Consider the following 25,685-nt stretch of genomic DNA (forward strand, 5'->3'; position numbering starts at 1 on the left):
CCGTGTGGACTACACGTGTAGTAATGTCGATGAGTATGGATGAAAACTCAACTGCCATCAATCCAACAAAAATAAACGTTATTGACTTGCCTCTCGACCTATCCGCGTCCACTTTTAAAGCCTCTGTTCAACACAAATGGATGCACGATGCTTTGGTTATGGAATACGCTGATCCTGCTGGCGTCAGTGGTGGTGATGGAAGGGGTGGCGGCACTGTCGCATAAGTACATCATGCACGGATGGGGCTGGGGCTGGCATTTATCACACCATGAACCGCACGACGGCAAATTTGAACTCAACGATCTCTATGCCGTGGTGTTTATGTTCATGGCGATTGCGCTGATCTACATCGGCGTAAACGGCTACTGGCCGCTGCAATGGATTGGTGCGGGCGTAACCTTGTACGGCGCACTCTATTTCATGGTACATGACGGGCTGGTGCATCAACGCTGGCCGTTCCGCTATATCCCGCGCAAAGGCTATCTCAAGCGTCTGTATATGGCGCACCGCATGCATCATGCGGTGCGAGGACGGGAAGGATGTGTTTCTTTCGGCTTTCTCTATGCGCCGCCGTTACCTAAGTTGCAGGCGGCGCTGCGACAGCGGCATAAATCCGTTAACGCGGACGCTGCCACAACCCCTCAGGACGCGACTCCGGACGAGTCAAACGTGAAGTAAGCGCCAAGCCAGCACCTTTCACCAGCAGCGCCAGTTTTTCGCCGCTGCTGGTGCGTTGTCGCGCATCCCAGGCGTGCTCACCCGCATGTTGCACTTTCACCCCAATCTCACGATAGACGCCGCGTGCGGTGGCGATAGCCCACGCGGAACGCAGCGGCAACCCTGGTAAGCCGGAACGAGCAGAGTGATAATAGGGTTCTGCTTCGCTCACCAGTCGCGCGGCCAGTGGTGCCAGGGCAGCGCGATGTTGCGGATCGGCAAGATTCTGGCCGGTTAAGCCCGCTTGATCCAGCCAGCTTTGCGGCAGATAGCAGCGCCCGTTCTGCGCATCTTCAACGATGTCGCGGGCAATGTTGGTGAGCTGGAAGGCGAGCCCCAGATCGCAGGCGCGATCCAGCACCGCTTCGTCACGGACGCCCATCACACGGGCCATCATCAGGCCCACCACTCCCGCGACGTGATAGCAGTAGCGCAGAGTATCGTCGAACGTCACGTAGCGCGCCTCACGCGCATCCATCGCAAAGCCTTCCAGGTGGTCAAACGCCAACTGTGGCGGCAACTGGTGAATTAACGCCACCTCCTGGAATGCTTTGAACGCGGGTTCATCCATGTGCGCACCGCTGTAAGCACGGCGGGTTTCAATTTGCAGATGCAGCATGCGCGCTTCGGCATCTTCCACCACATGCTGTGTGCCGCCTTCGCCCAGCGTTTGTCCATCAATCACGTCATCGCAGTGGCGACACCACGCGTACAGCATCAGCGTGCTGCGCCGCGTGGGCGCATCGAACAGTTTCGCGGCGGTGGCAAAACTCTTTGAGCCCACCGCCATGGTCTGAGTCACTTGCTCTAGCAGGGGTTGGCGATTCATCCAGCGAGATCCTCCTGCATCAGTTGCGCAGTGGCTTTCGCCGAGCCAATCACACCGGGTACCCCGGCACCGGGATGTGTGCCAGCACCAACCAGATAGAGGTTGGCGATATCCGCATCGCGGTTATGTGGGCGGAACCATGCGCTCTGCGTCAAAATCGGTTCCAGCGAAAACGCTGAACCCTGATGGGCATGCAGCGTGTCGCGAAAATCAAACGGCGTAAACATGCGGTGCGTCACCAGTTGCTGACGTAGTCCCGGCATATAGTGCTCCTCCAGATAAGCAAAAATGCGATCGCGTAAACGCGGTCCTTCCTGTTGCCAGTCGATCGCCGCCGTGCCGAGATGCGGCACCGGTGCCAATACATAGAAACTGCCACAGCCTGCCGGAGCCAGTGATGGATCGCTGGAGCAGGGTGCATGCAGATAAAGCGAAAAATCGTCTGAAAGCTGGCTGCTGTTAAAAATCTCGTCGATCAGCTCACGATAGCGCGGGCCAAAGCACACGGTATGATGCGCCAGCTGTGAATGCGGGTGATTCAGACCGAAATAGAGTACAAACAGCGAATTGCTCATGCGTTTACGTTTCAGCGAGGCCGCACGTTTGCTGGCGGCAGGATGCCCACGCAGCAACCGATCATAGGTATGCACCACATCGGCATTCGACGCCACCGCATTAGCTGCAAACCGGCGACCATCTTTCAATTGCACGCCACTTATGCGATTGCCCTGGGTTTCCAGCTGACTCACTTCGGCGTTGAGCAACAATTCGCCACCCAGATCGGTAAACAGCTTAGCCAGGCCTTGCACCAGCGCTCCCGTGCCGCCACGTGGGAACCATACGCCCCATTCGCGTTCCAGCGCATGAATCAAGGTATAGATCGAGGACGTTGCAAAAGGATTACCGCCAACCAGCAGCGAGTGAAAAGAGAATGCCTGACGCAGGTGATCGTCCTGTATAAATTTTGCCACCATACTGTAAACGCTGCGCCAGGCCTGCAAGCGGCCTAACTGCGGGCCAGCGTGCAGCATGTCACGGAAATGCAAAAAAGGTACAGTACCCAACTTCAGGTAGCCCTCTTTAAACACCTCGCGTGAATAGGCGAGAAACTGCCGATAGCCTGCGACATCGGCCGGGTTGAAGCGGGCAATTTGCTGCTCCAGCAACGGTTGATTATTGTCATAGTCGAGCTGTTTGCCGTCTTCCCAGCATAAGCGATAGAAAGGTGTAACCGGCATCAATTCAACATAATCACTGAGCGATTTACCGGCCAGCGTAAACAGCGCTTCAATCGCTGTCGGGTCGGTGATCACTGTCGGTCCGGCATCAAAAGTAAAGCCCTGTTCCTGCCATGCGTAGGCGCGTCCGCCGGGTTTATCGCGCTGCTCTAGTAGCGTGGTAGGAATACCGGCCGCCTGCAGCCGAATAGCCAATGCCAGGCCGCCGAAACCGGCGCCAATCACATAAGTGCGTGTCATTATTTCTTCCCTGGTTTAGAAGAGGTCGTCATCAGTGCGCGCACCGCTTCGCCGATTGGCACGGGCGGTTTGCCACATAAAATGCGCGCTTTATCGCCGAGGCGGAGTTGCCCGGCGTAAAAGCGGCTGATTAATCCGGCATTCAGCCGATAAAAGCGCTGCATGACACGCCAGCGCTGGTCCGGGTGCCCGGCTAAGAACAGCATTCGATTGAGCAGCCGGAAAAAACGCTGTGTTCGCCACTGCTCGCGTGCAAACTTTTCGATGGCGCGACTGAGCGTTGCCGCATCACAGGGCAACAGTTGGGCAATGCGTTCAGCCAGCGCCAGTGCTGTGGGCAACGAGTAGCCCGTGGTGGCGTGGAACAAGCCCGCACGCAGCCCGCTGCAGGGTTGATCACGCTGTTGCTGCCAGAAGGCATCAATATCGCCACTCAATGTTATTGGCAGTGAACCTTGCTCTTCACGCAGCAGAAGACTCAATGGCCATTGGTGCGCTTTGGCGTAGTCGGCGATATTCTGCCGCGCGGTGTGCTCTGTCAGCGTGGGCTGATTAATGTAGTGCGTATCTTCAATTAATAGACGATCCGCACTGAGCGGTAAGGTGTAGACAAAGCGGTAGCCCTGTTGTTGATCCACTGTCGCATCCATCAAGATCGGTTGTGTTAAACCGTGAGGCCTCGCCAGATGCCACTCCTGACCGATAAAGGCTTGATAGCCCAGTTGCAGATGTGGCGTGTGTTGCAGGCCGCGACCATCAATCACCACCGCAGCATGCAGTACGCGATGGTCGGCCAGGGTGACCTGAGTGGGGCGCACCTCATTCACCGGGGTATTGATCCAGAGATCATCCGCCATGACCTCATAAAGCCGTTGGGCAAAATCTGCAGAGGTGATTGAGCAATATTCCCCGCTGAGATTGCGGCGCAGTGTAGGGAAACGCACCTGATAGCCGGGCCAGCGATAGGCAATCAACGGTTGCAACCACTGAAGCTGATGGGGGCTAAGATCGTCCTGATGAAAGGACCAGGTATGATTACCTACCGGATGCGCGTGACTTTCCAGCATCAGAATGCGCAACTGGGGTTGGCGCTGACGCAGCTTCAGCGCAATCAAGCCATTAGCCAGTCCGGCACCCACTAAAATCACGTCATAATTCTCGGGCATCAGGTCGCCTCCGCCAGCACAACACGTTGTTGCCCCAATGCCTGCTCAACGATATCAGCGGCGCGCTCGCAACCGCCTGAGCGCTGCAGCTGCGCCTGAATCGGCGAGATACGCAGCCGATAGCCGTCATCCGTCAACAGTTGCTGCAGGTGCTGCTCCAGCTGATGCACGCGGCTAAAGCGAGACGCACGATGACCGACACCGTGCCAGGCAATACGAGACGCCACGCCGGGTTGGTCAAAGGCCAGCGGCAGCGCCAGCATCGGGGTGCCCCATTCCAGTGACTCTAACGTGCTGTTGAGTCCGGCATGGGTGATAAACAGCTGCGCATGTTGCAGCGCGGCTGGCTGATCGAGAAAATCCGTCACCCACGCCGCACCAGCGCGCTCAAGCTGCTGCACCTGATTGGCGTCCAAACCGCCACAATGGGCAATCACCAACGAGAGCTGCTGGTTGCGGCACGCTTGTGCCAGATGCAGGAACAAGCGAAAACGATGACCTTGCAAGGTGCCAAAAGAGGCATAAACCACCGGCTGTCGCAATTCAGGCCAGGGGGCCGTGGCTACGCGGGGCTGTTTTGAGGCGCGCAGCAGTCCTACGGAATGAAAACAGTTGGGCAGTTGCTGGCGCGGAAAATCAAATGCCGGAACGAGTTGGCTAATCTGCGCCAGCGGTGACAAACACTGGTGCAGGCTGTGCCGATCGGGCAATCCCCATTTTTGTGCATGATGACTGATCACCGCGCCATGGCGCTGCATCAGACGATCATAAATATCCTGGCTGGCCTGAAAACGTTGCAGTGATTTTTCATCCTGACCAAAGCGAAACGGCATCACCGCCAGCGGTATGCCAGGCTCGCGATTCACCGGCAGCGCGCAGGCCACTGAAACAAAGGGAAGGTGCAACGCTTCTGCCACTAAGCTACCCGCCGCTTCCATCTGATCGGCAATCACACCATCGACTTGCAACGAGGTTAAACGCGCAGGCAGTTCACGACACAACATATCGGTGCTGGCGGCGATATCACTGATTACCCGCCATAACGAAAGGGGCGAGGCCAGATGCTGTAACATCTGCGCCAGAGAACCGGTGGGATGACTGCGCTCACCTACGGTGCTGAATCCTATACATTCATCCGTTAGCAGGAGACGTGCATCATCCTGTTGCACAAAGGTGATGCGATGACCGCGCGCAATCAGCGTCTGTGACAACGCCTGCAGCGCGTGAAAGTGGCTATACAGTGGCGGCGCAATCACGGCAAAGTGCCCCATCGGCAGTCCCGCGATCAGTGAAACATCGCCAGCTGTTGATTAAACAGGGCGTGCATATATTGGCGGGTCGCTATGCCACGATGGCAGGCGCAGGCGAGGTGCGCATCGGCACTGCGCAGATGTTCACGCAAGCGGCGCTCAGCACCTTCAGAACCGAGCATCTGTACCAGCGTCGATTTACCCTGATCCTGATTAATGTCCTTGCCGGTGTGTTTGCTGCCGTCGGCGAGATCATCGAGCAACTGGAAAGCCTGACCCAAATCCTGCGCGAAATAGCTGAGCTTCTGGCGCATAGCGGGTGTTGCTTCCGCGGCAATCGCCGCCATTTGCAAGGTGGCTCGGAACAGCACGCTGGTTTTAAGTTCATTGGTTAATGCGATGGCTTCCGGGCTACGCGATTGCGCGCCCTGATGCAGATCCTGGAATTGACCCTGCACCAAACCTTGTAAACCCACGGCAGAAGAGAGTTCGGCAATCGCCTCTGATTTCTGCAGGGCGGCTAAACCTGGCGCAACGGCGATCACTTCAAAGGCGCGGCTCAGAAGGGCAATCGCCGCCAGAATCGCCACGCTTTCGCCAAATTCGCGATGCACTGTTGGGCGTCCGCGTCGCATCTGAGCATTGTCCATGCAAGGAATATCATCGAGGATCAGCGACGCGGCATGCACCATTTCAACTGCGCAGGCGAGATCAAGAATGCCCTGTTGCGATGCTTTGCTGCCCATATCTCGCGCAGCCAACAGCAGCAACAGTGGACGAATGCGTTTACCCGGTGCCAGTGCTCCGGCGCGCATGGCGGCACGAACCTGATCGCTCGGTTGACCCGCAGGCAGCAGTTGCTCAAGATGCGTCTGCAATAATTGCTGCAAAGAGTGAAGTTCGTGTTCCTGGCTTGCTGTGATGTCGACATGGGCGGTCATAGCGGCTTTCCATGGTAAGTTGAATTGTTATGGTTTTTTTATTAACCGTAGACTGCGTAAGGTGAGTTCGCCAGCGCGCTCAACGCATTACGGTAAAGACAGATCCGAAATAAAACCTGATTCTCCACCAGGATTCATTGCACTTTCCCCGTGATCGTATTAGCGAAAAAAGTAACAAGGGTGCCGTAACATAAATTCATCCGGTAGTCTGAAACGACACGCTTATCCATCCAGGAAAATAATGATGTCTTCGCAACCTCATATTCTGATTATTCAGCCACTGATGCCGCAGCTGGACGAAAAACTCTCGCAACATTTTCATTGTCATCGTTTATAAAAGGAGCAGGACCCTGCGCTATTTCTTCAGCGCCAGGGCAAAGAGATTCAAGGCATAGTGACGCGCGGTGACGTGGGTGTAGAAACGTCGATTCTGGAACAGGTGCCGGCCTGTAAAGCGATTGCGGTGTTTGGGGTGGGAACCGATCGTATCGACCTGAATTACACCGCTGCACATGATATTCAGGTGAGCATCACCAGCGATATTCTTACCGATGATGTCGCCGATTTAGCCATGACGCTGACCTTAGCTTTTTCACGCAACCTGGTGGCCAATCATCAGTTCGCACGCTCTGGCGCGTGGGAAAATACCGGCACTTCGCTTTCCAGTAAAGCCAGCGGGAAACGCATGGGCATTGCGGGCTTGGGTGCGATTGGTCTTGCGATTGCCCGGCGTGCTGAGGCATTCGGTATGGAGATCGCTTACACCGCGCGCAGTCAAAAAGATGTGCCTTACCAACGCTGTGAGAACATTGAACAGCTGGCGGCGTTCAGTGATTTCCTGGTGCTGGCGCTGCCGGGTAGCCCGGAAAATATCCAGCTGGTGGACGCAAAAGTGCTGGCGGCGTTGGGGAAATCGGGTGTGCTGATCAACATTGCACGCGGCACGGTGGTGAATGAAAACGATCTTATCCAGGCATTGCAGCAGGGTGTGATAAAAGGCGCCGCGCTGGATGTTTTCCCGCAAGAACCGATTATTCATCCTGCGCTGCGTGAATTAGATAATGTGTTATTAACCCCACATATTGCGAGTGCCACCCATGAAACTCGTGAAGGCATGGCGAATAATGTGCTGGAGAATTTGCGGGCCTATTTCTCAAATGGGAAAATGCTGACGACGATATAAATTTATTCTCTGGCATCAGAGGATTTTCTTATATCCTGCGCAGTAAGCGTTATATAGCAATTGCAATCTCTGCCGATGAACGTTGTTATGATAGGGCTATTCATTCAGGAGCCATTCATGACAACTCAAAAGATTGCGATAGTGGGCGGCGGCGTCATCGGTTTAGCGGTGGCGCGCGCATTAGCCTTGCAGGGCGTACAGGTTACGATTTTTGAGCAGCAGCATATTGGTGCCGGCACCAGCAGCACCACCTTCGCCTGGGTCAACTCCAATGGTAAACAACCCCTCAGTTATCACCAGCTCAATGCCCTCGCTATGGAAGAACATACTCGTTTGCAGCTTTCGCAAACCAATGGTCTGCGCTGGCTGGAAACCTGTGGTACCTGGGAGTGGGCGTCAGAAGGCGAGGCGCAGCAGAGGCTACTTCAGCGTGTTACCTCCCTGCAATCGCTGGGTTATCCCGCGCATGAGGTGACACCGGATGCGTTGCAGCGTGAAGTGCCGGATCTGCGTTCACAGGCGGTAAGTGGCAGCGTCTGGCATTTCCCAACGGAATCGGTATTGCATCCGGCGCTGTATCTCTCGCGACTCTGGTCTGAAGCGCGTGCCAATGGGGCGGTATTGCATCAACAACATGCGATTGAACGTCTTAGCGAACAAGCTGATGCCGTCACGCTGCATCTGGTAAACGGTGAACAGTGGCAGGGTGATCACGTGGTGATTGCCACCGGGCGCTGGGCAAATCAACTGCTTAACACCCTTAATCTTGATTTGGCGCTGCTCGATACCAGCAAACCCAACGCGGTGGCCTGTAGTTTCCTGGCACGTACGGCGCCACAGCCGCTCTCGCTGGCAACCAATTTAATCTCTCCTCAGCTTAATGTACGCCCGGACGGCGGCGGGCGATTGCTGTTGCAGGCACTGGCGCTGGATGACCTTGCCGACCCTGCTGCCCCACCTTCGTGCCATGGCGATATTGCGCAGGCGTTTCGCGATCGCTACCACGCGTTGTTTGCAGATGCAGGCGAATTGCAGATTGAGAACATTGTGATTGGTCAACGCGCCAGACCGGCGGATGGATTACCTGCCATTGGCTACGTCACGCCTCATCAGCGTGTGTATGTGGCAGTGACACACAGTGGAATCACATTGTCACCGTTGATTGGCAAGCTGGTGGCGCAGGAACTGGTGCAGGATCAGGCCAGTGAGTTACTGGCAGATTTCCGCCCTCAGCGATTGTTAGGCAAAAACGCCAGTGACTTTGCGCCGATTAAGCGCAACTTCCCTGCGGCACAGTAAAGCCATTTTTCCTAAAAATGATATTTTTGTGCCATTTTTGCGTGAGTGAGCAGTTTTAGTTGTTGCGATTATGTTATTACTGATTGCCTTACCACTTTTCTCTATCACAAGGAGGCAGCATGAAAATCGGTATCGTGGGCTATGGAACGGGCGGCAAACACTTTCACGCGCCATTCATTAATGCGGCTGAGGGCGTGGAGTTAGCGGGCATCGTGGCGCGTGCGCCAGCCACTATTGCACGCGTGAGAGCGGATTTTCCCGACATTCCGATCTATGCCAGCCTGACCGACATGCTGGCGGCAGGTGTCGATGCCGTCACGATCACGACACCACCGCAAACGCGCCGTGAACTGGTGCTGGAAGCGATTGCTGCGGGTGTGGCGGTGATTGCCGACAAACCCTTTGCACCCGACGCGAAAACGGGGCGTGAGTTGGCCAATGCCGCGAAAGCGAAAGGCGTCGTACTGAGCGTGTATCACAACCGTCGTTTTGACCATGATGTGCGCACGCTGAAAAAACTGATTGAGCAAAATCGCGTGGGAAAAGTGTGGCGTTTGCATAATCGTATGGATTTTGACGATGCCAATACCCTCGAAGGCGGCGAAACCGGCGGTTTGCTGCGTGATTTAGGCAGTCATATTGTCGATCAGGCGCTGTTCCTGTTGGGGCCGGTAAAATCGGTTTATGCTCAATTGGATATCATCGACCTGCCGGAAGGGCCGACCGATGCCAGTTTTGTGCTGACGCTAACTCATCAAAACGGGACTAAATCCTATCTTTCCGCCACCAAACTGAATCGCTTTGTTTGCCGTGAGTTTCGTCTGTATGGCGATGCCGGTAGCTTTGTTTCACAAGGGACGGATGTGCAGGCGCAGGCCATTTTTGCGGGCCAGCGCCCGGCGGACGATCGGGATGCATGGGGCTATGAGCAGCCTGAGCGCTGGGGCACACTTAATACGCCGCAAGGCTCAGAACGGGTGCCTTCTGAACAAGGTGCCTATCACGCCTATTACCAAGCTTTTGCTCAAGCGGTACGCGATGGCAGTGAGCCTCCGGTGACGCCAGAGCAGGCGATTGAAGTCCTGGCGGTACTGGATGCTGCTTTTGTTAGCGCACGTGAAAATCGGGTTGTGGAAGTGATTTAAACGGTAGCGCTGCAGCAATGCAGCGCTCCATTCTCTCAACCTTTCCCCATGACACCCTGCTAATATGGCGCTCACGAGATGTTATGTTTAGAGGTCTGTTGTGTCGAATCTGAAGTTCCGAAGTGCCACTTTAGCTGATGTTGATCGCTGCTATGCCATTGAAATTAATGCCTACGAAGGCGATGAGGCTGCCACGCGCGAAAAAATCGCAACCCGTATCGCACAGTATCCTCAAGGGTTTATGTGCCTTGAAAACGAGGGTCAAGTCATTGGCTTTATCAATGCAGGTTGCGCCTGGGATGTGGTGATGTCAGATGAGGAATTTAAGGAGTTAATCGGGCACGATCCTGCAGCACCTAACGTGGTGATTATGTCAGTGGTGCTCGATCCGGCCTATCAGGGCAAAGGGTACAGCACACTGATGATGCAACAGTTCATCAAGCTTATGAAGCAGATGGATAAGCTGACCATTCATTTGATGTGCAAAACCCATCACGTTGATCTGTATAAGAAGTTCGGCTATCAGTACATCAAACCTTCGGCGTCCGATCACGGCGGCATGGCGTGGCACGAGATGCTGATGACGCTTTGATTATTTTTTAACCAAAAATAATTCATCACCTGATCGCGATCATAAAATTACGCTGAAAACTGCTCAACCATGTCAGTTAAATCACATGCAACGAGGAGGTTATGATGCGTACTACACTGATGACCTTGCCGGAGGTTGCGCGCTATCTTGGCGTGCCCTCCGCCACTTTAGCCTGTGCGATTTGCAATCGTGGCACGCTAGAGAAAGTCCCGCTACCCGCCGCGGTTGACGATACCGCGCCGTTGTCCTGCCGCTGCTGGACGCCACAAGATGTCCGCCAGTTCAGGCTGGCGATGATGCGGGCGCGGCGTGGGCACTGAAGAACAACTGGCGGCTTCAGGCTGCCAGTTTTCGTGCTTATCCAATCAGCGCTTTCGCCTTGGCGCGAATCTCAGCCAGTTCATTCGATGTGACATGGCTTTTTTTCACCGCTTTTCGGGCGCGCCAGTCAATGCTGGTCACCTGATCAGCCAGCGCGACACTCTCCCGTGCGCCTGACAGGATGACTTCAAAGGGATAACCCTTGGCCTGAGTGGTGCAGGGTACGCAAAGCAGCATGCCCACTTTGTTGTTATAGGCAAAAGGACTGAGGACGACAGCAGGGCGATGTCCACCCTGCTCGTGCCCCAGTGTAGGGTCAAAATCCAGCCAGATCAGGTCTCCGGCATTGGGTACAAAACGTGAAACCATCAGAGCAATTCCTTGCCAACTGAAGGTCCAAAATCAATTTTTTCATGGACGTTATCTTCAGTGATGCCGTCCAGCAGAGCATCAAGGGAATACTCCTTTTCTCTCACCGGGACAAGTATCAATTTGCCATCTTCCACGCTGAGTTCCAGTTTGTCGTCAACACTGAGCGCAGCAGATTGCATTACGCTGGCAGGGATGCGGATTGAAGGACTATTGCCCCATTTTTTTAACGTCACCGTGGTCATAACCAACCTCCTGCGAAATGTCGATACACTGTATATCATCGTTGAGGTTGATACAACGTAGATACGTCATTACCGCTTGAGCTGCCACCTTTAAACGCAGGAAAGCGTATCATCTAAGACAACGTTTTTGTGCTATTAGATACTCCAGTCTCGGTCAACGTCGCCCGCACATGAGGAAGACTTTGCGGATAATTTTGCTGAATAAACTCAATCATCTTCTCGCGCACGTAGCAGCGTAAATCCCAGGCGGTTGGGGAGTTTTGTGCGGTCATTAATAAACGAATCGTCATGGTTTTATCAGTGGTATCGGTCACCTGAAGCACCTGGGTTTGCTGATCCCAGAGTTTGGTTTCGCTGAGAACTTTTTCAAAATGCTGACGCAGCGGTTCGAGTGGCATTGAGTAATCAAGATATAGAAATACTGAACCTAATATTTGGGCATTATTGCGCGTCCAGTTCTGGAAGGCGTTCTCGGTAAAATAGGTAATTGGCAGCACCAGACGGCGCAGGTCCCAGATACGCACCACAACATAGGTCAGGTTGATCTCCTCAATCCAACCCCATTCATTTTCAACCACAACCGCATCATCAATTTTGATCGGTTGTGTGAAAGCGATCTGAATGCCGGCAAACAAATTAACCAGTGATTTCTGCAATGCAAAACCGATAATGATGCCTGCCACCCCAGCGCCTGCGAGGATGGTGGTGCCGAATTTTCTCACGCCGGGAATACTGATAAGAATCAGGGAAAGGCAGAATGACACAAGCAGGACAATCGCGACCTTTTTGACATAAATGATCTGGGTGCGAATCTTCCTGGCGCGCAGGTTGTTCGACAGATTAATATCATAGCGAATAAATAGCATGTCCTGCGCGACGTTGGTCAATCTAATTAAGATCGAGCACAATGACAGAATGATAAAAACATTCAGTGTGGGGGTAATAAACGAAAGCGAATTGGGGTGAATATTCACATACTCGGCTCCGACGTTGATTAACATCAGTGGAATAAATAGAAACATTGAACCACGAAGATGCTTCTCAAGTGACTTGAACAGTTTCCTGTCGCGATCCTGCCAATAACGTATAAACCTAAGCAGTAAAAATCGAGCCAGAAATCCCGCGACAAGCGAGAGGGTGACAAGTAACACAGCAGGCACCCATGAAGGGGCGTCAGATAACTCATCAAATATTGATGGCATTATTTTCCCTCATTCTCAGCTGACAATATATCATTGTCAGGTAAATTAAAAATTCAGTAACCGTTGTCTGTCCGGTTCTCTGCTAATTATCTAATCGCTAATAATGAGATTAATTTAATACCCATCATTGATTCTGATGAAAACAATTTCATCATTATCGAGTTTTAATTAAAAATAGTGAATAAACCAACTCACTGAAAGTATAGACGATAATAAGTGTTCTGTGTCAGGAAGAGCGATTGAAGGGGGAATCCGCTGCCCTAAGGCAGCGGCTGTTATTTATTGCGTTATTTCGGGGTGCTGAGCAACTAAATTGCGGCGCTTGTTTTTCAACGCTTCAATTTGTTCATCAATATCCTCGATGCGCTGCTCAATGCCATCATGATGCTCCTGCAGCAACTCTTTGGCTTCTTCAAGCGAGGAGGCAGCTGGGGTGTCACCATAGAGCGGTTTGTTAGCGGTTTCCCTCACGGTAAAACCGGTCACCACACCGATCGCACCCACTACCATCAGATACCATGCCGGCATATAAAGGTTGCCTGTCACTTCCACTAACCAGGCGGTAAGGGTAGGGGTAATACCCGCAACCAAAATGGAGATGTTATAGGTGCTGGCCAACGCGCTGTAACGCACTTCTGTCGGGAATAGCGCGGGCAGGGTCGAGGCCATCACGCCAATCAGACAGTTGAGTATGACCGCCTGAATCAACAATCCAAAAAAGAGTGCGACCAGGCTGTGATGGGTAATCAGCATAAAGGAGGGAATGGATAACAGCACCATTGCCACGCTACCAATAATGATAAACGGACGACGTCCAAATTTATCACTGAGTAATCCCATCACCGGTTGCACAAACAGCATCGCCAGCATGATAACCACAATGATCAAAACACCACGGTCTTCTGAATAGTGCAGATTGTGGGTCAGATAACTCGGCACGTAAGTCAGCAGCATGTAGTACGCCACGTTGGTGGTGATAACGATGCCGATGCAGGAGATCAGATTCCGCCAGTGTTTGCGTGCAATCTCTTTGAAAGGAACAGAGGGGCCTTCACTCAAACCTTGTTTGGAACCTTCTTCCATTGAATCCACATGCTTCTGGAATGCCGGAGTCTCTTCGAGCGCATGACGCAGGTAAAGGCCGACTAAACCTAGCGGCAACGCCATAAAGAAGGGAATGCGCCAGCCCCAGTCATTGAAGGTTTCCTGGCCCAGGATCGTGGTGAGCAGCACAACCACACCGGCGCCACAGACGAAGCCAACCAGCGAACCGAAATCAAGCCAGCTGCCTAAAAATCCGCGTTTACGGTCGGGTGAGTATTCCGCCACAAAGATGGAAGCACCGGTATATTCGCCCCCCACCGAGAATCCCTGAACCATTTTTGCAATCAGCAGCAAGACCGGTGCCCAGAAGCCGATGGTGGCATAGGAAGGAATAAGTCCGATACTGAAGGTGCTGAAGGTCATCAATATGATGGTGATGGCGAGAATCTTCTGACGGCCGTATTTATCACCCAATACGCCAAAGAACATTCCCCCTAGCGGGCGAATGATGAACGGTACCGAGAATGTGCCTAAAGCGGCGATGATCTGAATGCCAGGCGAGGCACCCGGGAAAAAAACTTTGCCTAAAACGGCTGCGACATAGCCGTATACCCCAAAATCGAACCACTCCATGGCATTACCCAGAGCGGCGGCGGTAATCGCCTTCTTGAGACGAGCATCATCAATGATTGTCACGTCCTTCAACCGCATCGGTTTAACCTTTTTACGTCTTAAACTAAGCATTACCATTCCCTTAAAAATCAATTGCTTTTGATTGATATCTAGTTATAAACAAACAGTAAAACGTCATAGTGAACCCAGCAAAAGCTGATGATCCTGATACAGCATAGACATAAATTTACAATTTGCCGGGAGAAACCCCGATTTAGCGGCTTTTTTAGGCTGACGTATATAAGTAATCGCGAAGATTTGAGACGTAAGGACGGGCGTTCTCAGTGGGCAAGACGGACTCACTGATGCTTGTTAAGCTCACAGGCTCATTGGCATCGTCACTGCGCCTTTATTCCGTGGCAGGAGTGAAGGCAACACGATGGGCTAAACACTATTTGGTCGACCATGCCAGATAATCGACCTTGTGCTGTTGACTAGCGATATTGCCATAATATGTTTTTTACTGGCAGTCTGTATTCATTCACTCAAGCACTGCGATAAATTTTAAATGAGTGGTTAACATGCAGCTTATTAATTAACAACCGAGATGCCAAGATGCTGCAATATTAATGAGGCCTGGTAGTTGTCCAGCTTCACGCCCTGCATATCAACTTCACGCACATCGATTTCACCTAGCTCCGAGTTTGTCAGGTCGCAATAAGTGAAATTGGCAGAAGGCCAGTCAAATGAAGAAAACTCACCACCGGAGAGATCTGAACCACTGAACGTTGCACCCAGAATATGAGTGCCAATCCAGCGATTATCCCAGAGTTCACACTTCTCTAAAACCACCTTCGATAAATTGGCGTAGCTGAGGTTGGTTTTGGTGATATATGCACTGCAAAACCAGGTGCGGGTTGTGATCATATTCATAAAGCTGGCACCGCGAAAATCCGCTCCCTGAGCCATACAGCTGCGAATTTCGATACCCAGAGCACTGATATTTCTGAAATCCGCCATAGACAGGTCACAACTATTGAAGATGCCATCTTTTAAGGTGGCGCGGCTGAAATTACATCCTTTCTGGTTTTCACGATCGTAAAAAGTGCAACCAGTAAACTCAGTACCACTAAGGTCACAAGCAGAAAAGTCACAGTTCAAGAAAGTACTGTTTTCAATTTTCTCACCGGTAAACCGATTCTTGCCAATTTTCTCGCCAATTAAAGTTAGGGTCATGATGCTGAGCCTGTTTTTTTATACAGTAATGTAGATGTTAAACTGATTTATAGCCGTGCGTCAAACGACAAAATCTGACTCACCGGTGGCAAAACTTGAATTGTCTGCGCTGAAAGAAGTAGGGAACTATATTATTTAGATTAATCTCTTTCAGCGCGAATGACGCTCAGGAATGATTAGATTTCAAGTGCAGTTATAATCGCAGATTCCATTTTCTCTGGCGTGGTGAACGGTGCAAAACGCTTAATAGGTTTGCCGTCACGTCCGATGAGAAATTTAGTGAAGTTCCACTTTATCCGACCGCCCAGCAAGCCGGGTAATTCGTCTTTCAGATAACCAAACACCGGATGCGTAGCCGCTCCGTTGACCTCCACCTTCTCGAACATCGGGAAGCTTACACCGTAGTTAATGTGGCAGGTTTGAGAGATCGCGTCGGCATCACCGGGCTCCTGCTTACCGAACTGATTGCAGGGGAACCCCAGCACCATCAGCCCCTGGGCGGCATACTTCTTATAAAGCGCTTCAAGGCCTGCGTACTGTGGCGTGAAGCCGCAATGGCTGGCGGTGTTCACTACCAAAACCAGTTTGCCAGCGTAATCAGCCATGGAGATAAGCTGGCCGCTCAGGCTGGTGGCGGTAAGTTGATGGAATGTGGTCATGTCTAAGTCCTCAAAGAACACCCGTTTAATTCTGCAGGATTTTTTTATACCCAGATTAATTACAGCGCAGCGAAAACCAACGCTCTGTTAATTCACACGGATCGATATCAATAACATCGGATCTTGCAAAGCAATATACATCAGAACCCATGGTCATTCCGCTATGATAGGATTCCAGCACCACTGAAAAAGTTATTTGGAGTGAAGAGTGACGCTTCCATCAATCCATGAATGGCATCAAAATGATTATCTCATTAGTACAGACAGCGCAAAGTTGGATGTGGAGGCGATACACCAGTATCTGACGCGCTCAACATGGGCGAAAGGCATAGACGTGGAAACCGTCACGGCTTCAGTTCAAAACAGCCTGAACTTTGGCATTTATCATCATCAATCTCAGGTCGGATTTGCCCGGCTCATAACAGATCATGCGACCTTCGCTTATCTTTGTGACGTGTATGTACTGGAAGCGCATCAGGGGGATGGGTTAGGCAGATGGTTAATGACGTGCATTCATGACCATCCTTTATTTAACAGGCTCCGCAGGATCATGTTGTTCACCACGACAGCACCACGGCTTTATGAGAAATTTGGTTACGAGCCGGTCAATCGTCCTGATTATGCGTGGACGATCACGCGCCCAGATATTTACCTTAGCGATAACGACGAGAATTGATGCGCCGAGAGGGCTTATCGAAGGCGGTTTTGATTGCCGCCTGCAACCGTCAGCGTGCAGCAGACTGATGGGCGATTTCCAGCAAAGCCGTTAAATTTTCCGGATAATAGCGTTCCCCACTGCATATCAGTTCTTTCAGTTCCCACCAGTGATAGTCTGACATCACTTCGCGCTCGTGCTTGCTCCATCCCGCTGTTGAAATCTCCTGTTGAACAACATGCACCGTATAATAGTGCTCTTGTGCTAACACTACCTCGCCGCTGGGTAGTTGCATTTCAAACGCTCGGTAGCCGATGGCATCATCCAGCTGAGTACGTATAATGCCTGTCTCTTCAAAGAGTTCGCGAATCGCTGCCTGTTTCCAGCTTTCGTGATTTTCCAATGCTCCGCCGGGTGTGGCCCAATAACGTTGTCCATCCAGAGCATCGGCTTTATGTGTGAAACAAAACAACAGAACACGCTGCTGTGGGTCAATGATGAGTAATCGTGCTGAAGGCCGGGTATTCATTTTTGGCTCTCTTTCCTCGTAACGTTAACTCTCTTAGAAGATATTGTCTGTGGTATCGCGATTCCGTTGTAATCCCTCAATTTTCAGTGTGTTGTACCGATGTTTTCATCGCGTATAGACAAGCGCTCAGCAGTCAATTAACATTGACCTAGGCTAAACTTTTATTTGTACCAGATCAATGAAGATAAACGGAAAAACAGCGGGTGATATTTTCGATCAAATCCGCGCAAAGATTCAGTCCGGTGAACTCGTTCCCGGCACGATGCTGCCTACACTGCGTGATTTAGCCGGTGAGTTGGGCATTAATCGCAACACGGTTGCCCTGGCTTACAAGCGCCTCACGGATGCAGGTTTTGTGCTGTCCAGAGGCAGAAACGGCACCATTGTGCGTGAACCGATCGCGACGATTGATATTGAAGGCAGCGCACCGGGCCTGGCGATACGCGATCTCGCCAGTGGCAATCCTGCATCTTCGGTTCTTCCCTCTGTTAACCAACTTGTTACGCATATTCAAAATACACCGGGTTTGTACGGCGAACCGGAAATCCGGCCTGAACTTGAGGCGGCGGGTCTCGAATGGCTACAACCCGATCTCGATGTTCCCTTTGAATTAAATTTGACCAACGGTGCGGTTGATGCGGTTGAGAGGGTGCTTGCCAGTTACCTGATTGCAGGCGATCGCGTGGCGGTTGAAGACCCCTGCTTCCTGAGTAGCATCAGCACCTTGCGGTACAATCGTCTGCAGGCTGCGCCTGTAGCAATGGACACGGAAGGAATGCAGATTGAGGCACTATCACGTCAGCTTTCTGCGGGCGTCCAGGCGGTGATCATCACCCCTCGCGCCCACAATCCAACCGGCTTTGGCCTGAGCGCTGGCAGGGCAGAGGGCATACGTACTTTGCTGGCAAGTTATCCGCAGGTACTGGTGATTGTTGATGACCACTTTTCTCTGCTCTCAACACAGGATTATCACCACATTGTTCCGGCAAATACCCGTAACTGGGTGCTCATCCGCTCCCTGTCCAAGTTTCTTGGTCCTGATATGCGCATGGCCTTTGTTGCAAGCGATGAAGAAACGTCACAGCGTCTGCGTCAACGCCTGAATGCCGGGACAAACTGGGTCAGCCATATTCTGCAGGATATGGCTGCGGGCCATATGCGTTCGCCAGACTTTCAGCAATCCATTCTGGCCGCACGCGGGCGCTATTTGGGCCAACGAGAATTGCTGGTCAGCGCGTTGAAACAGCACGGCGTCACTGTTTCAGATCATCACGATGGCTTAAACGTGTGGGTTCCTTTAGCGCACAACAGTGCGGCAACGGTGATGCAAATGGCACAACGCGGCTGGCTGGTTCGCGGCGGAGAAGGGTTCATGCTGGACAGCACGCGTTCAGGGTTACGGATCACCGTCTCTGAGCTTGATGCACCCGAAACTGAATTAATCGCAAAATCCCTGGCCGGGATTCTGTCACAGCAGGGTCAGATTCAGGCTACCAATAAGGTCTGAACAGGCCAGTAAATTACTCATGGAGTTCTCTGCAATGCGCGTACATTTCATCGTACATGAAGATTTTGAAGCACCCGGCGCCTACGAAACATGGGCCATTAATCACGGCCATGATGTGTCTTACTCGCGGGTTTACGCCGGTGATAAGTTGCCAGGAGACGCGGAAGGTATCGATTTTCTGATTGTGATGGGAGGGCCACAAGATCCCTCCACCACACTAGCTGAATGCCCGCACTTTGATGCGAAAGGTGAACAGGCGTTGATTGCTTCGGCGGTTCAAACCGGTAAAGCCGTTATCGGTATCTGTCTCGGTTCACAACTGATTGGTGAAGCGCTTGGCGCGCCGTTCGCATATAGCCCTGAGAAAGAGATTGGTAAATTCCCAATCACACTGACGGAAGAGGGTAGCAAGGATGAGATGTTCTCTCACTTTGCCAGCACGCTGGAAGTGGGGCACTGGCACAACGACATGCCGGGATTGACGGCAGAGGCAAAAATCATTGCTTATAGCCAAGGTTGCCCGCGCCAGATCGTTGCCTATTCCGATCGCGTTTATGGTTTCCAGTGTCATATGGAATTAACGCGGGAGGTCGTTGAAATGTTGATCGCGCATTCTGAGAATGACCTGAGCCGTGCAGCTGAATACCGCTTTGTTAACACGCCAGAAGAACTTCGTGCACACGACTACAGCGAGATGAATGAAGTGCTATTTGGCTTTTTAGATAAGTTAGAAGCTCGTTATAAATCAGCATAAGCACTGAATACGTCAGGCTAACTGTGCCTGGCATTCTTTCTGCTCTATTAATTAATAACGCTGCCCGGCGATTTTACGCGGGGCAGCGTTATTTCAGTCAGATATCAGCACTTCATTAGCGGTGAAGGAGTGCCATGGAATGGCACTCTGCTAAACGTCAGCGAAATTACAACTGCGGACCTGCCTGCGCAATACGCGCACCAGCCTCGTTATTACTGTACTGCTTGAAATTATTGATAAACAGCTGTGCCAGTTTCTCGGCCGCTTCCTGCCATTCTGCCGGTGATGCCCAACCGTTGCGCGGATCAAGAGTGTTTACATCGACGCCAGCAATCTCCTGCGGAATGGCGAGGCCAAAGATCGGCAGTGTTTCTTCACGCATTGCGCCAGTTTCCCCTTCGAGGATGGCGTTGACGATCTGGCGCGTATCTTTCAGCGACAAACGTTGGCCTGCACCGTTCCAGCCGGTATTCACCAGCCACACTTCAGCACCGCTTTGTGCAACTTTCTCCTGTAACACGTCCGCGTACTGCGTTGGGTGTAGCATCAGGAAAGCAGCGCCATAACAAGCTGAGAACGTCGGCGTCGGGGCGGTAATGCCGCGCTCGGTGCCCGCCAGCTTGGAGGTGAAGCCAGAAAGGAAGTGATACTGCATCTGCTCTGGCGTCAAACGTGAAACCGGAGGGAGCACGCCAAATCCGTCCGCAGCAAGGAAGATAATGCGTGAAGGGTGACCCGCGCGAGACACCGGCTGCACGATATTCTCGATGTGCGACAGTGGATAAGAGACGCGTGTGTTCTCGGTTTTGCTGCCATCGGCATAATCCACACTGCCATCTTCACGAACGACAACGTTTTCCAGCAACGCGTTACGGCGGATAGCACCATAAATTTCCGGTTCAGATTCCGCTTTCAGATTGATGGTCTTGGCATAGCAGCCGCCTTCAAAATTGAATACGCCGTCTGCATCCCAGCCGTGCTCATCATCACCAATGAGCTGGCGACGCGGATCGGTCGACAGTGTGGTTTTTCCGGTACCGGAGAGGCCAAAGAACAGCGCCACATCGTCTTTTTCACCCCGGTTGGCTGAGCAGTGCATGGACGCGATACCCTTCAGCGGCAGCAGGTAGTTCATCACTGAGAACATCCCTTTTTTCATTTCGCCGCCGTACCAGGTCCCGCCAATCAGCTGGATATTCTCTGTCAGGTTGAAGGCAACAAAGTTCTCCGAGTTTAACCCTTGCTCCTGCCACTGCGGATTGACGCAACCGGCACCATTAATCACCGTGAAGTCCGGGTTAAAGCTTGCCAGCTCTTCGTCGGTCGGGGCGATAAACATATTTTTGACAAAGTGCGCCTGCCAGGCCACCTCAGTGACAAAACGCACTGCCAGACGGGTATCAGCGCTGGCACCACACCAGGCATCAACGATATACAGCGCTTTTTCAGATAAGTGATCGGCTACCAGCGATTTCAGGTGTGCCCACACTTCAGTCGACATCGGTTTGTTATCATTACGCCCCAGGCCAGCATCGGACCACCAAAGGGTATCTTGCGTCACATCGTCGCGAACGATGTACTTATCGCGTGGAGAACGGCCAGTGAACTCACCGGTATCAACCGTCACTGCACCAGACGTCGTCAAAATTCCGCGCGCCGGGCCTTCAAGATCGGCTGACGTTTCATGCTCGAACAGCAATTCGTAACTCGGGTTATAAACGATCTCGCTGACATCGTTGATGCCAAGGTTTGAGAGGTGTTGCATGACAGATTTAATTGCGCTCATAAAATACCCTGACTCATTGGATGATTGGCGAGGCGGCAAGGGCCGACCCGAGTAGGGGATGGATAGTAGCACTGGCTTTTTGATGCAGAAATTGCATATAAATCATTTGTCATGTAAAAATTGCATAGAAATGGGGGCTGTAATTGGAGCGAAGAAGTGCTAAGTAACCTCGAAGTGAAGTGGTTCTATGATGTGATTGCATTAGAAGAATGCCGCAGCTTTACGCTTGCGGCAGAGAGACGAAATATTTCGCAATCCTCGTTTAGCAGAAGGATTCAGGCACTCGAATCTAACCTGGGTTTCAGCGTCTTCAATCGTGAAGTTAATCCTCCGCAGTTGACGCCACAGGGCAGAATATTTGTCGGCTATGCCAGAAATATGCTCGATGATATGGACTTCCAGATCAGCCGAATTAAGGGTGAAGATAAGCTAAAGCAAAGTATCCGTATCGATGCGGCGCCTTCGCTTTCCGTCCTGCTGCTGCCCGATATACTGGCGGATTACCGTGACAGCCCTGATAAAGTTTTCTTTGTTGAATCGATAAACGTCAACGATGCCGTATTTAACCTGAAAGAGGGGAAAAGTGATTTCATCCTGTCCTTTTATAATGAAGAGCTGATGAATTATCCGTTTATCAATCACAAAATTTTCGATTCCGCGCTGCACCTGGTTTCACCCTGTGACCAACACGGTAAGCCGATTTTCTCCATCAATGGCGACACACTGCCGCTGGTCAAGTATGCCAATGACAGCTACATGGGTCGTCAGGTCAATCAGGTGATTGATCGCATCCCGAACACCACCTTTATCCTGACCTTTGTCTCTTCGATGAGTGAGTTGCTGAAGAGAATGATCCTCAAAGGCGATGCCGTTGGCTGGCTACCGGATTACTCGATTCAGCGTGAGCTGGAGGAGAGAAGGCTGGCGATTATGGACCACAGCCTTTCGCTGAAGATTTCGGCTTATGTTTATCGCTCCGGCGCGCGTTTAAATCTGACGGCGGAACGCTTCTGGCGCTATGTGAAGGAGCGAAATATTGATGGTTGATGGTGGTATGGACTGAAAACAGGATGTTAAAGGCAGAATTAAGTCATTTTATTTATTGTGTCATTACCATTTCGATATTTTCCCATAACTCATTTAATCTTAAGCAAATTCCAGCATTTTCAATTAATGAAAACTCTGTAGCATCGGAAAACACATAAGGTGCTTCAAGTGTTGCACTCGGGCAACATGCTTCTGGCAGTAACGCGCCCATAACCTTTAATGTTTCTGTGAGTTGTGAGTGCGCCAGATGGGCCCTGACAGACAGGTTAGGCATTGAGACAGGCTTATCAAGAAATTCGCCACTGCTAACAATCCAGTCAAGGGCATTCTTTATGATTCCGGTGACACCGTGTGCATATTCCGGGCTGACTAATAACACCATGTCCGCCCTGGATAGTGCATCTCTCCAGTGCTCAACTGCTGAATTCTGTGTATTTTCATCATCAACATTAAATAGAGGGAGTTTATCCAGCGAGTCATATATTTCAAATGTGATTCCCACTGGGCTAAGCAGAGACATGGCCCGTAAAAAAACCGTATTCAACGATGCAGCACGAAGACTGCCAGAAATGCCTAATACATACTTTCCATTACTCATCAAACTGCGCCTCTGAAATTTATTCTGTATAAGCCAGAACACTAAATGAGAAAATACTGCCTATTTCTTTAAAATCTTAACTTACTCTACGAGAGTCGATACCTGTCATCATCTGTTTCATCACGCAACGATACCAGCGCCGCTTCAACCTCAACTTTACTTAAAGGCATCTTCCCCGCATCGAAAGCAAGGTGAAATAGCATTTTTCCAGCAAGGAGACAAATTGGCCAAGGAAATAGCCGTCCCTTGCATACCCTATGATTTAAGATGCGTATGGCTTATTGAACAGTTGCCCACATTCGAACTATTGTCAGTGATATGCTTTTGAATGCCACTTAATATGTCCTGTTAAATCTCTGATTTTCATGCAGTTAACGATTAATTCGCATCTTCGTTTTGAATTTTAAGTTTCCCCAGTGATCCCACCAATAATGCGCACAACCCGTTTAGCTTCGGTCCCATCGGGATCTAAATCAGGATCATAAATAGTCACCGTAATGCCGCAGCAGCGGATAGAGTTGAACAGCACCTGACAGATACTCACCAGGGTTTGCGAAGTCAACCCTGGTGTGCCGGGGCAGTCTACGGCGGCCATTTCGGCACTATCCAGTACATCCAGATCGAGATGAATCCAGTAGGGTATTTCAGGAAAGCGATTCAGTCGTTCGAATATTCTGTCAATGAGTTGCTGATTTGATAACTTCAGCGCGTCAAAAATAGTGATACGGCGTATATCAGTGTCGGCAATATCTGGCCATTCGTAATCGACAAGCTGCGATTCACGCTCACCCACTTGAACCACAGCGTGATCTGCAATGAGCGCTCCTTCAAAATCAGGCCATTGAGTGAGTAAAGCTTCCCCTCGACCCGTGACCAACGCCAGATCCATTCCGGCTGCTGCACCGGGTCGCCCGGCGTAAGGGCGTGCCCAGTTTCCAGGATGGCGGAAATCACTATGGCCATCAATATGTACCAGTGCCAGCGGTCCCAGTTGACGCCGACTGCCCAAAATGACACCCGGCAAAATAGCGCAATCACCCCCAACTACAATCGGTTTAAGGTTCAATCGGTGTGATGCTTCGACTTCGTCCGCCAATTGCAAATTAAGCCGTCTGAGCTTGTGACCATTTAGGATGTCGGTATCGGGTTCAGCCTCAGGGCTATAGGGAGGGCATGGAACCGTCACAATCTCATAGTCTGAGAAGACATTCCTGAGCCCATGCTGCATCAGGATCTCAGGGGCACGGAATGTGCCTGGAATATGCCCTTCATACAATGGATTAAGGCCGAGATTGGACGGAACAAGAATGATTTTCTTCATCACTTCGCCTCGGGTTACACGGATTAGCTTAACTCTAGCTGACCTTGTTGAGAGACAGATGATTTGACACAGGTTGCAGTGGAAGAGTGCCCTGACCGAATGGCTGGTGGCCTGGTTTGCGGAAAAGCGCTGGTAAGGTCGGAATCCCAGGCGTAGTGATGAGGTTAAGCGGCTGCAGCGGCCTGAAGCCCGCTCAAGCCGTTTGCATCACCAGACCTCGAGCATTGCGGCGCAGGTGGTCAATTTTACGACTTCATCAATCGCTGCAGCGATACCGCACTCTGCTCATCATCCGGTACATACACCAGCAGGCGGTCGCCGTTGCGTGAAGCAGACCACCAGTTATTCTGGCGCAGCGTCATTTCACCGACTTCCTCGCGGTAAAAACGCTTCAGCCGATTTTCCACCTTGCCCAGTTCGTAGCGTTGCCAGGTTTGGGCAAATTCATCCGAGCTATTCAGCAAACGAGCGAGAAAACTCTCCCAGTGTGGATCGCCAAGGTGTTCGCCCATCTGTCCACGAAACATCGCCACCATCTGCGGCATGACGTCTTCCCAGTCATTAATCGCTTTGCGCCAGCCGGGATGATTAAACGCCAGCCAGATGCAGTTGCGGTCCTCCACGGCGATCTCCGCAAGATCCACGCCCATCAATGCACACCAGGCGGCGTTATAGCCAAGAATATCGAAACGCGGTGTTTCGATAATCGCCGGTAACTGGATCGCGTCCAGCATCTGCTGATTATGTGCTGCGATTTTGCAGCAGGCAGCGGCCACCCGTACCGATGGCAACGAGTGTCCGGCAAGGGAAAACAGATGCTGCGTCTCGACATCGTTGCACTGCAATGCCGTGGCAATGGCCGTCAGCGTTTTCGGCGAGGCTTTGATATCGCGACCCTGTTCCAGCCACGTATACCAGGTCACGCCGACATCCGCTAACTGCGCTACTTCTTCACGGCGCAGACCGGGCGTGCGGCGGTGACGCATATGTGGCAAACCCAGACGGTTAGGATCGAGACTTTCGCGGCGCGTGCGTAAAAAAGTGCCAAGCAGTTTTCGATTGTTGTATTCAGCCGTGACGGGGGCAGTAGCCGTGCGCATGAGCAGATCTCCAAACGAGACGGGTAGTATTTATACCATGATAAACAAGAACTGGTACCCGTTTAATAGTTAGGTGATGCTATGCCGTACTGCACTTAAA

The 25,685-nt window shown here is 51.6% G+C and carries 26 protein-coding genes; 10 read left to right on the plus strand and 16 right to left on the minus strand.

The window, feature by feature from the left end; all coding sequences use genetic code 11:
* Positions 1–147: 147 nt before the first annotated feature.
* On the plus strand, positions 148–678 hold the full coding sequence (locus F3J37_RS06430) for a sterol desaturase family protein (protein ID WP_166932498.1): 531 nt from the start codon (positions 148–150) through the stop codon (positions 676–678).
* On the opposite strand, the gene crtB is transcribed toward F3J37_RS06430, so the two are convergent.
* Genes crtB through F3J37_RS06455 form a run of 5 tightly spaced genes read right to left on the minus strand, consistent with a single transcriptional unit; the run spans position 617 to position 6,381 of the window.
* Positions 617–1,546, minus strand: a complete 930-nt coding sequence (crtB, locus tag F3J37_RS06435; protein WP_160867008.1) for a 15-cis-phytoene synthase CrtB — start codon at positions 1,544–1,546, stop codon at positions 617–619. The genes F3J37_RS06430 and crtB overlap by 62 nt on opposite strands.
* Complete coding sequence (locus F3J37_RS06440; RefSeq protein ID WP_166932500.1) at positions 1,543–3,024, minus strand: phytoene desaturase; 1,482 nt, start codon at positions 3,022–3,024, stop codon at positions 1,543–1,545. Before F3J37_RS06440 ends, crtB begins: the two co-directional genes overlap by 4 nt.
* Positions 3,024–4,190 carry a lycopene beta-cyclase CrtY gene (gene crtY / locus F3J37_RS06445; RefSeq protein ID WP_166932501.1) on the minus strand — a complete coding sequence of 389 codons (1,167 nt, stop codon included), beginning with the start codon at positions 4,188–4,190 and terminating at the stop codon, positions 3,024–3,026. The genes F3J37_RS06440 and crtY overlap by 1 nt, the downstream gene beginning before the upstream one ends.
* Entirely contained in the window at positions 4,190–5,461 is a 1,272-nt protein-coding gene (locus tag F3J37_RS06450) for a glycosyltransferase (protein WP_166932503.1), read from the minus strand. Before F3J37_RS06450 ends, crtY begins: the two co-directional genes overlap by 1 nt.
* 14 nt (positions 5,462–5,475) lie before the next feature.
* The gene (locus F3J37_RS06455; RefSeq protein ID WP_166932505.1) at positions 5,476–6,381 is read right to left on the minus strand and encodes a polyprenyl synthetase family protein; all 906 of its coding nucleotides are present in this window, start codon (positions 6,379–6,381) and stop codon (positions 5,476–5,478) included.
* Positions 6,382–6,763: 382 nt separating this feature from the next.
* On the opposite strand from F3J37_RS06455, the gene F3J37_RS06460 reads away from it, so the two are divergent.
* The 5 genes from F3J37_RS06460 (at position 6,764) to F3J37_RS06480 (ending at position 10,920) form a co-directional block, all read left to right on the plus strand.
* A complete protein-coding gene (locus tag F3J37_RS06460; RefSeq protein WP_369410657.1) occupies positions 6,764–7,564 on the plus strand; it encodes a 2-hydroxyacid dehydrogenase in 801 nt (266 codons plus the stop codon).
* 117 nt (positions 7,565–7,681) lie between these two features.
* Entirely contained in the window at positions 7,682–8,863 is a 1,182-nt protein-coding gene (locus F3J37_RS06465) for an NAD(P)/FAD-dependent oxidoreductase (protein WP_166932507.1), read from the plus strand.
* 119 nt (positions 8,864–8,982) lie between these two features.
* Entirely contained in the window at positions 8,983–10,008 is a 1,026-nt protein-coding gene (locus F3J37_RS06470) for a Gfo/Idh/MocA family protein (RefSeq protein ID WP_166932509.1), read from the plus strand.
* Between the two features lie 100 nt (positions 10,009–10,108).
* Complete coding sequence (locus F3J37_RS06475; protein WP_166932511.1) at positions 10,109–10,600, plus strand: GNAT family N-acetyltransferase; 492 nt, start codon at positions 10,109–10,111, stop codon at positions 10,598–10,600.
* Between the two features lie 104 nt (positions 10,601–10,704).
* Complete coding sequence (locus F3J37_RS06480; protein WP_072017049.1) at positions 10,705–10,920, plus strand: hypothetical protein; 216 nt, start codon at positions 10,705–10,707, stop codon at positions 10,918–10,920.
* Positions 10,921–10,957: 37 nt separating this feature from the next.
* Here F3J37_RS06480 and mazF read toward each other — a convergent pair whose 3' ends face one another.
* From mazF to F3J37_RS06510, 6 genes are all read right to left on the minus strand, one after another.
* Entirely contained in the window at positions 10,958–11,290 is a 333-nt protein-coding gene (gene mazF, locus F3J37_RS06485) for an endoribonuclease MazF (RefSeq protein WP_166932513.1), read from the minus strand.
* Entirely contained in the window at positions 11,290–11,535 is a 246-nt protein-coding gene (locus tag F3J37_RS06490; RefSeq protein WP_058961633.1) for an AbrB/MazE/SpoVT family DNA-binding domain-containing protein, read from the minus strand. Before F3J37_RS06490 ends, mazF begins: the two co-directional genes overlap by 1 nt.
* Before the next feature lie 113 nt (positions 11,536–11,648).
* The gene (locus F3J37_RS06495; protein WP_166932514.1) at positions 11,649–12,737 is read right to left on the minus strand and encodes a mechanosensitive ion channel family protein; all 1,089 of its coding nucleotides are present in this window, start codon (positions 12,735–12,737) and stop codon (positions 11,649–11,651) included.
* Positions 12,738–13,016: 279 nt separating this feature from the next.
* Complete coding sequence (gene proP, locus F3J37_RS06500; protein ID WP_166932516.1) at positions 13,017–14,525, minus strand: glycine betaine/L-proline transporter ProP; 1,509 nt, start codon at positions 14,523–14,525, stop codon at positions 13,017–13,019.
* Positions 14,526–14,984: 459 nt separating this feature from the next.
* On the minus strand, positions 14,985–15,629 hold the full coding sequence (locus F3J37_RS06505) for a Qnr family pentapeptide repeat protein (protein ID WP_166932518.1): 645 nt from the start codon (positions 15,627–15,629) through the stop codon (positions 14,985–14,987).
* A 176-nt stretch (positions 15,630–15,805) separates the two neighbouring features.
* The gene (locus tag F3J37_RS06510; RefSeq protein WP_166932519.1) at positions 15,806–16,288 is read right to left on the minus strand and encodes a glutathione peroxidase; all 483 of its coding nucleotides are present in this window, start codon (positions 16,286–16,288) and stop codon (positions 15,806–15,808) included.
* 208 nt (positions 16,289–16,496) lie between these two features.
* On the opposite strand from F3J37_RS06510, the gene F3J37_RS06515 reads away from it, so the two are divergent.
* Positions 16,497–16,964, plus strand: coding sequence for a GNAT family N-acetyltransferase (locus tag F3J37_RS06515; RefSeq protein WP_166932521.1), 468 nt, complete (start codon positions 16,497–16,499; stop codon positions 16,962–16,964).
* A gap of 49 nt (positions 16,965–17,013) precedes the next feature.
* Here the strand turns inward: F3J37_RS06515 and F3J37_RS06520 are convergent, their stop codons facing one another.
* Positions 17,014–17,472, minus strand: coding sequence for an NUDIX hydrolase (locus F3J37_RS06520; protein ID WP_166932523.1), 459 nt, complete (start codon positions 17,470–17,472; stop codon positions 17,014–17,016).
* Positions 17,473–17,650: 178 nt separating this feature from the next.
* Between F3J37_RS06520 and ptsJ the strand changes: the two genes are divergently transcribed.
* Positions 17,651–18,979: a MocR-like B6 salvage transcription factor PtsJ gene (ptsJ, locus tag F3J37_RS06525; RefSeq protein ID WP_166932524.1), complete on the plus strand. Its 1,329-nt coding sequence runs from the start codon at positions 17,651–17,653 to the stop codon at positions 18,977–18,979.
* Between the two features lie 34 nt (positions 18,980–19,013).
* Positions 19,014–19,733, plus strand: a complete 720-nt coding sequence (locus F3J37_RS06530; protein WP_166932526.1) for a type 1 glutamine amidotransferase — start codon at positions 19,014–19,016, stop codon at positions 19,731–19,733.
* 166 nt (positions 19,734–19,899) lie between these two features.
* Here the strand turns inward: F3J37_RS06530 and pckA are convergent, their stop codons facing one another.
* Entirely contained in the window at positions 19,900–21,519 is a 1,620-nt protein-coding gene (pckA, locus tag F3J37_RS06535; protein ID WP_166932528.1) for a phosphoenolpyruvate carboxykinase (ATP), read from the minus strand.
* Positions 21,520–21,675: 156 nt separating this feature from the next.
* Between pckA and F3J37_RS06540 the strand changes: the two genes are divergently transcribed.
* The gene (locus F3J37_RS06540) at positions 21,676–22,566 is read left to right on the plus strand and encodes a LysR family transcriptional regulator (protein WP_166932529.1); all 891 of its coding nucleotides are present in this window, start codon (positions 21,676–21,678) and stop codon (positions 22,564–22,566) included.
* 52 nt (positions 22,567–22,618) lie between these two features.
* On the opposite strand, the gene F3J37_RS06545 is transcribed toward F3J37_RS06540, so the two are convergent.
* The 3 genes from F3J37_RS06545 to F3J37_RS06555 all read right to left on the minus strand — a co-directional run bounded on the left by F3J37_RS06545 (position 22,619) and on the right by F3J37_RS06555 (position 25,585).
* Entirely contained in the window at positions 22,619–23,164 is a 546-nt protein-coding gene (locus F3J37_RS06545; protein ID WP_166932531.1) for an NADPH-dependent FMN reductase, read from the minus strand.
* Positions 23,165–23,567: 403 nt separating this feature from the next.
* Complete coding sequence (locus F3J37_RS06550) at positions 23,568–24,485, minus strand: arginase family protein (RefSeq protein WP_166932532.1); 918 nt, start codon at positions 24,483–24,485, stop codon at positions 23,568–23,570.
* Positions 24,486–24,730: 245 nt separating this feature from the next.
* Positions 24,731–25,585 (minus strand): helix-turn-helix transcriptional regulator, encoded by an 855-nt coding sequence (locus F3J37_RS06555; protein ID WP_166932534.1) that lies wholly within the window; start codon positions 25,583–25,585, stop codon positions 24,731–24,733.
* Between the last annotated feature and the right edge of the window lie 100 nt (positions 25,586–25,685).

It is taken from the genome of Candidatus Pantoea communis, from assembly GCF_011752685.1.
Classification (GTDB): domain Bacteria; phylum Pseudomonadota; class Gammaproteobacteria; order Enterobacterales; family Enterobacteriaceae; genus Pantoea; species Pantoea communis.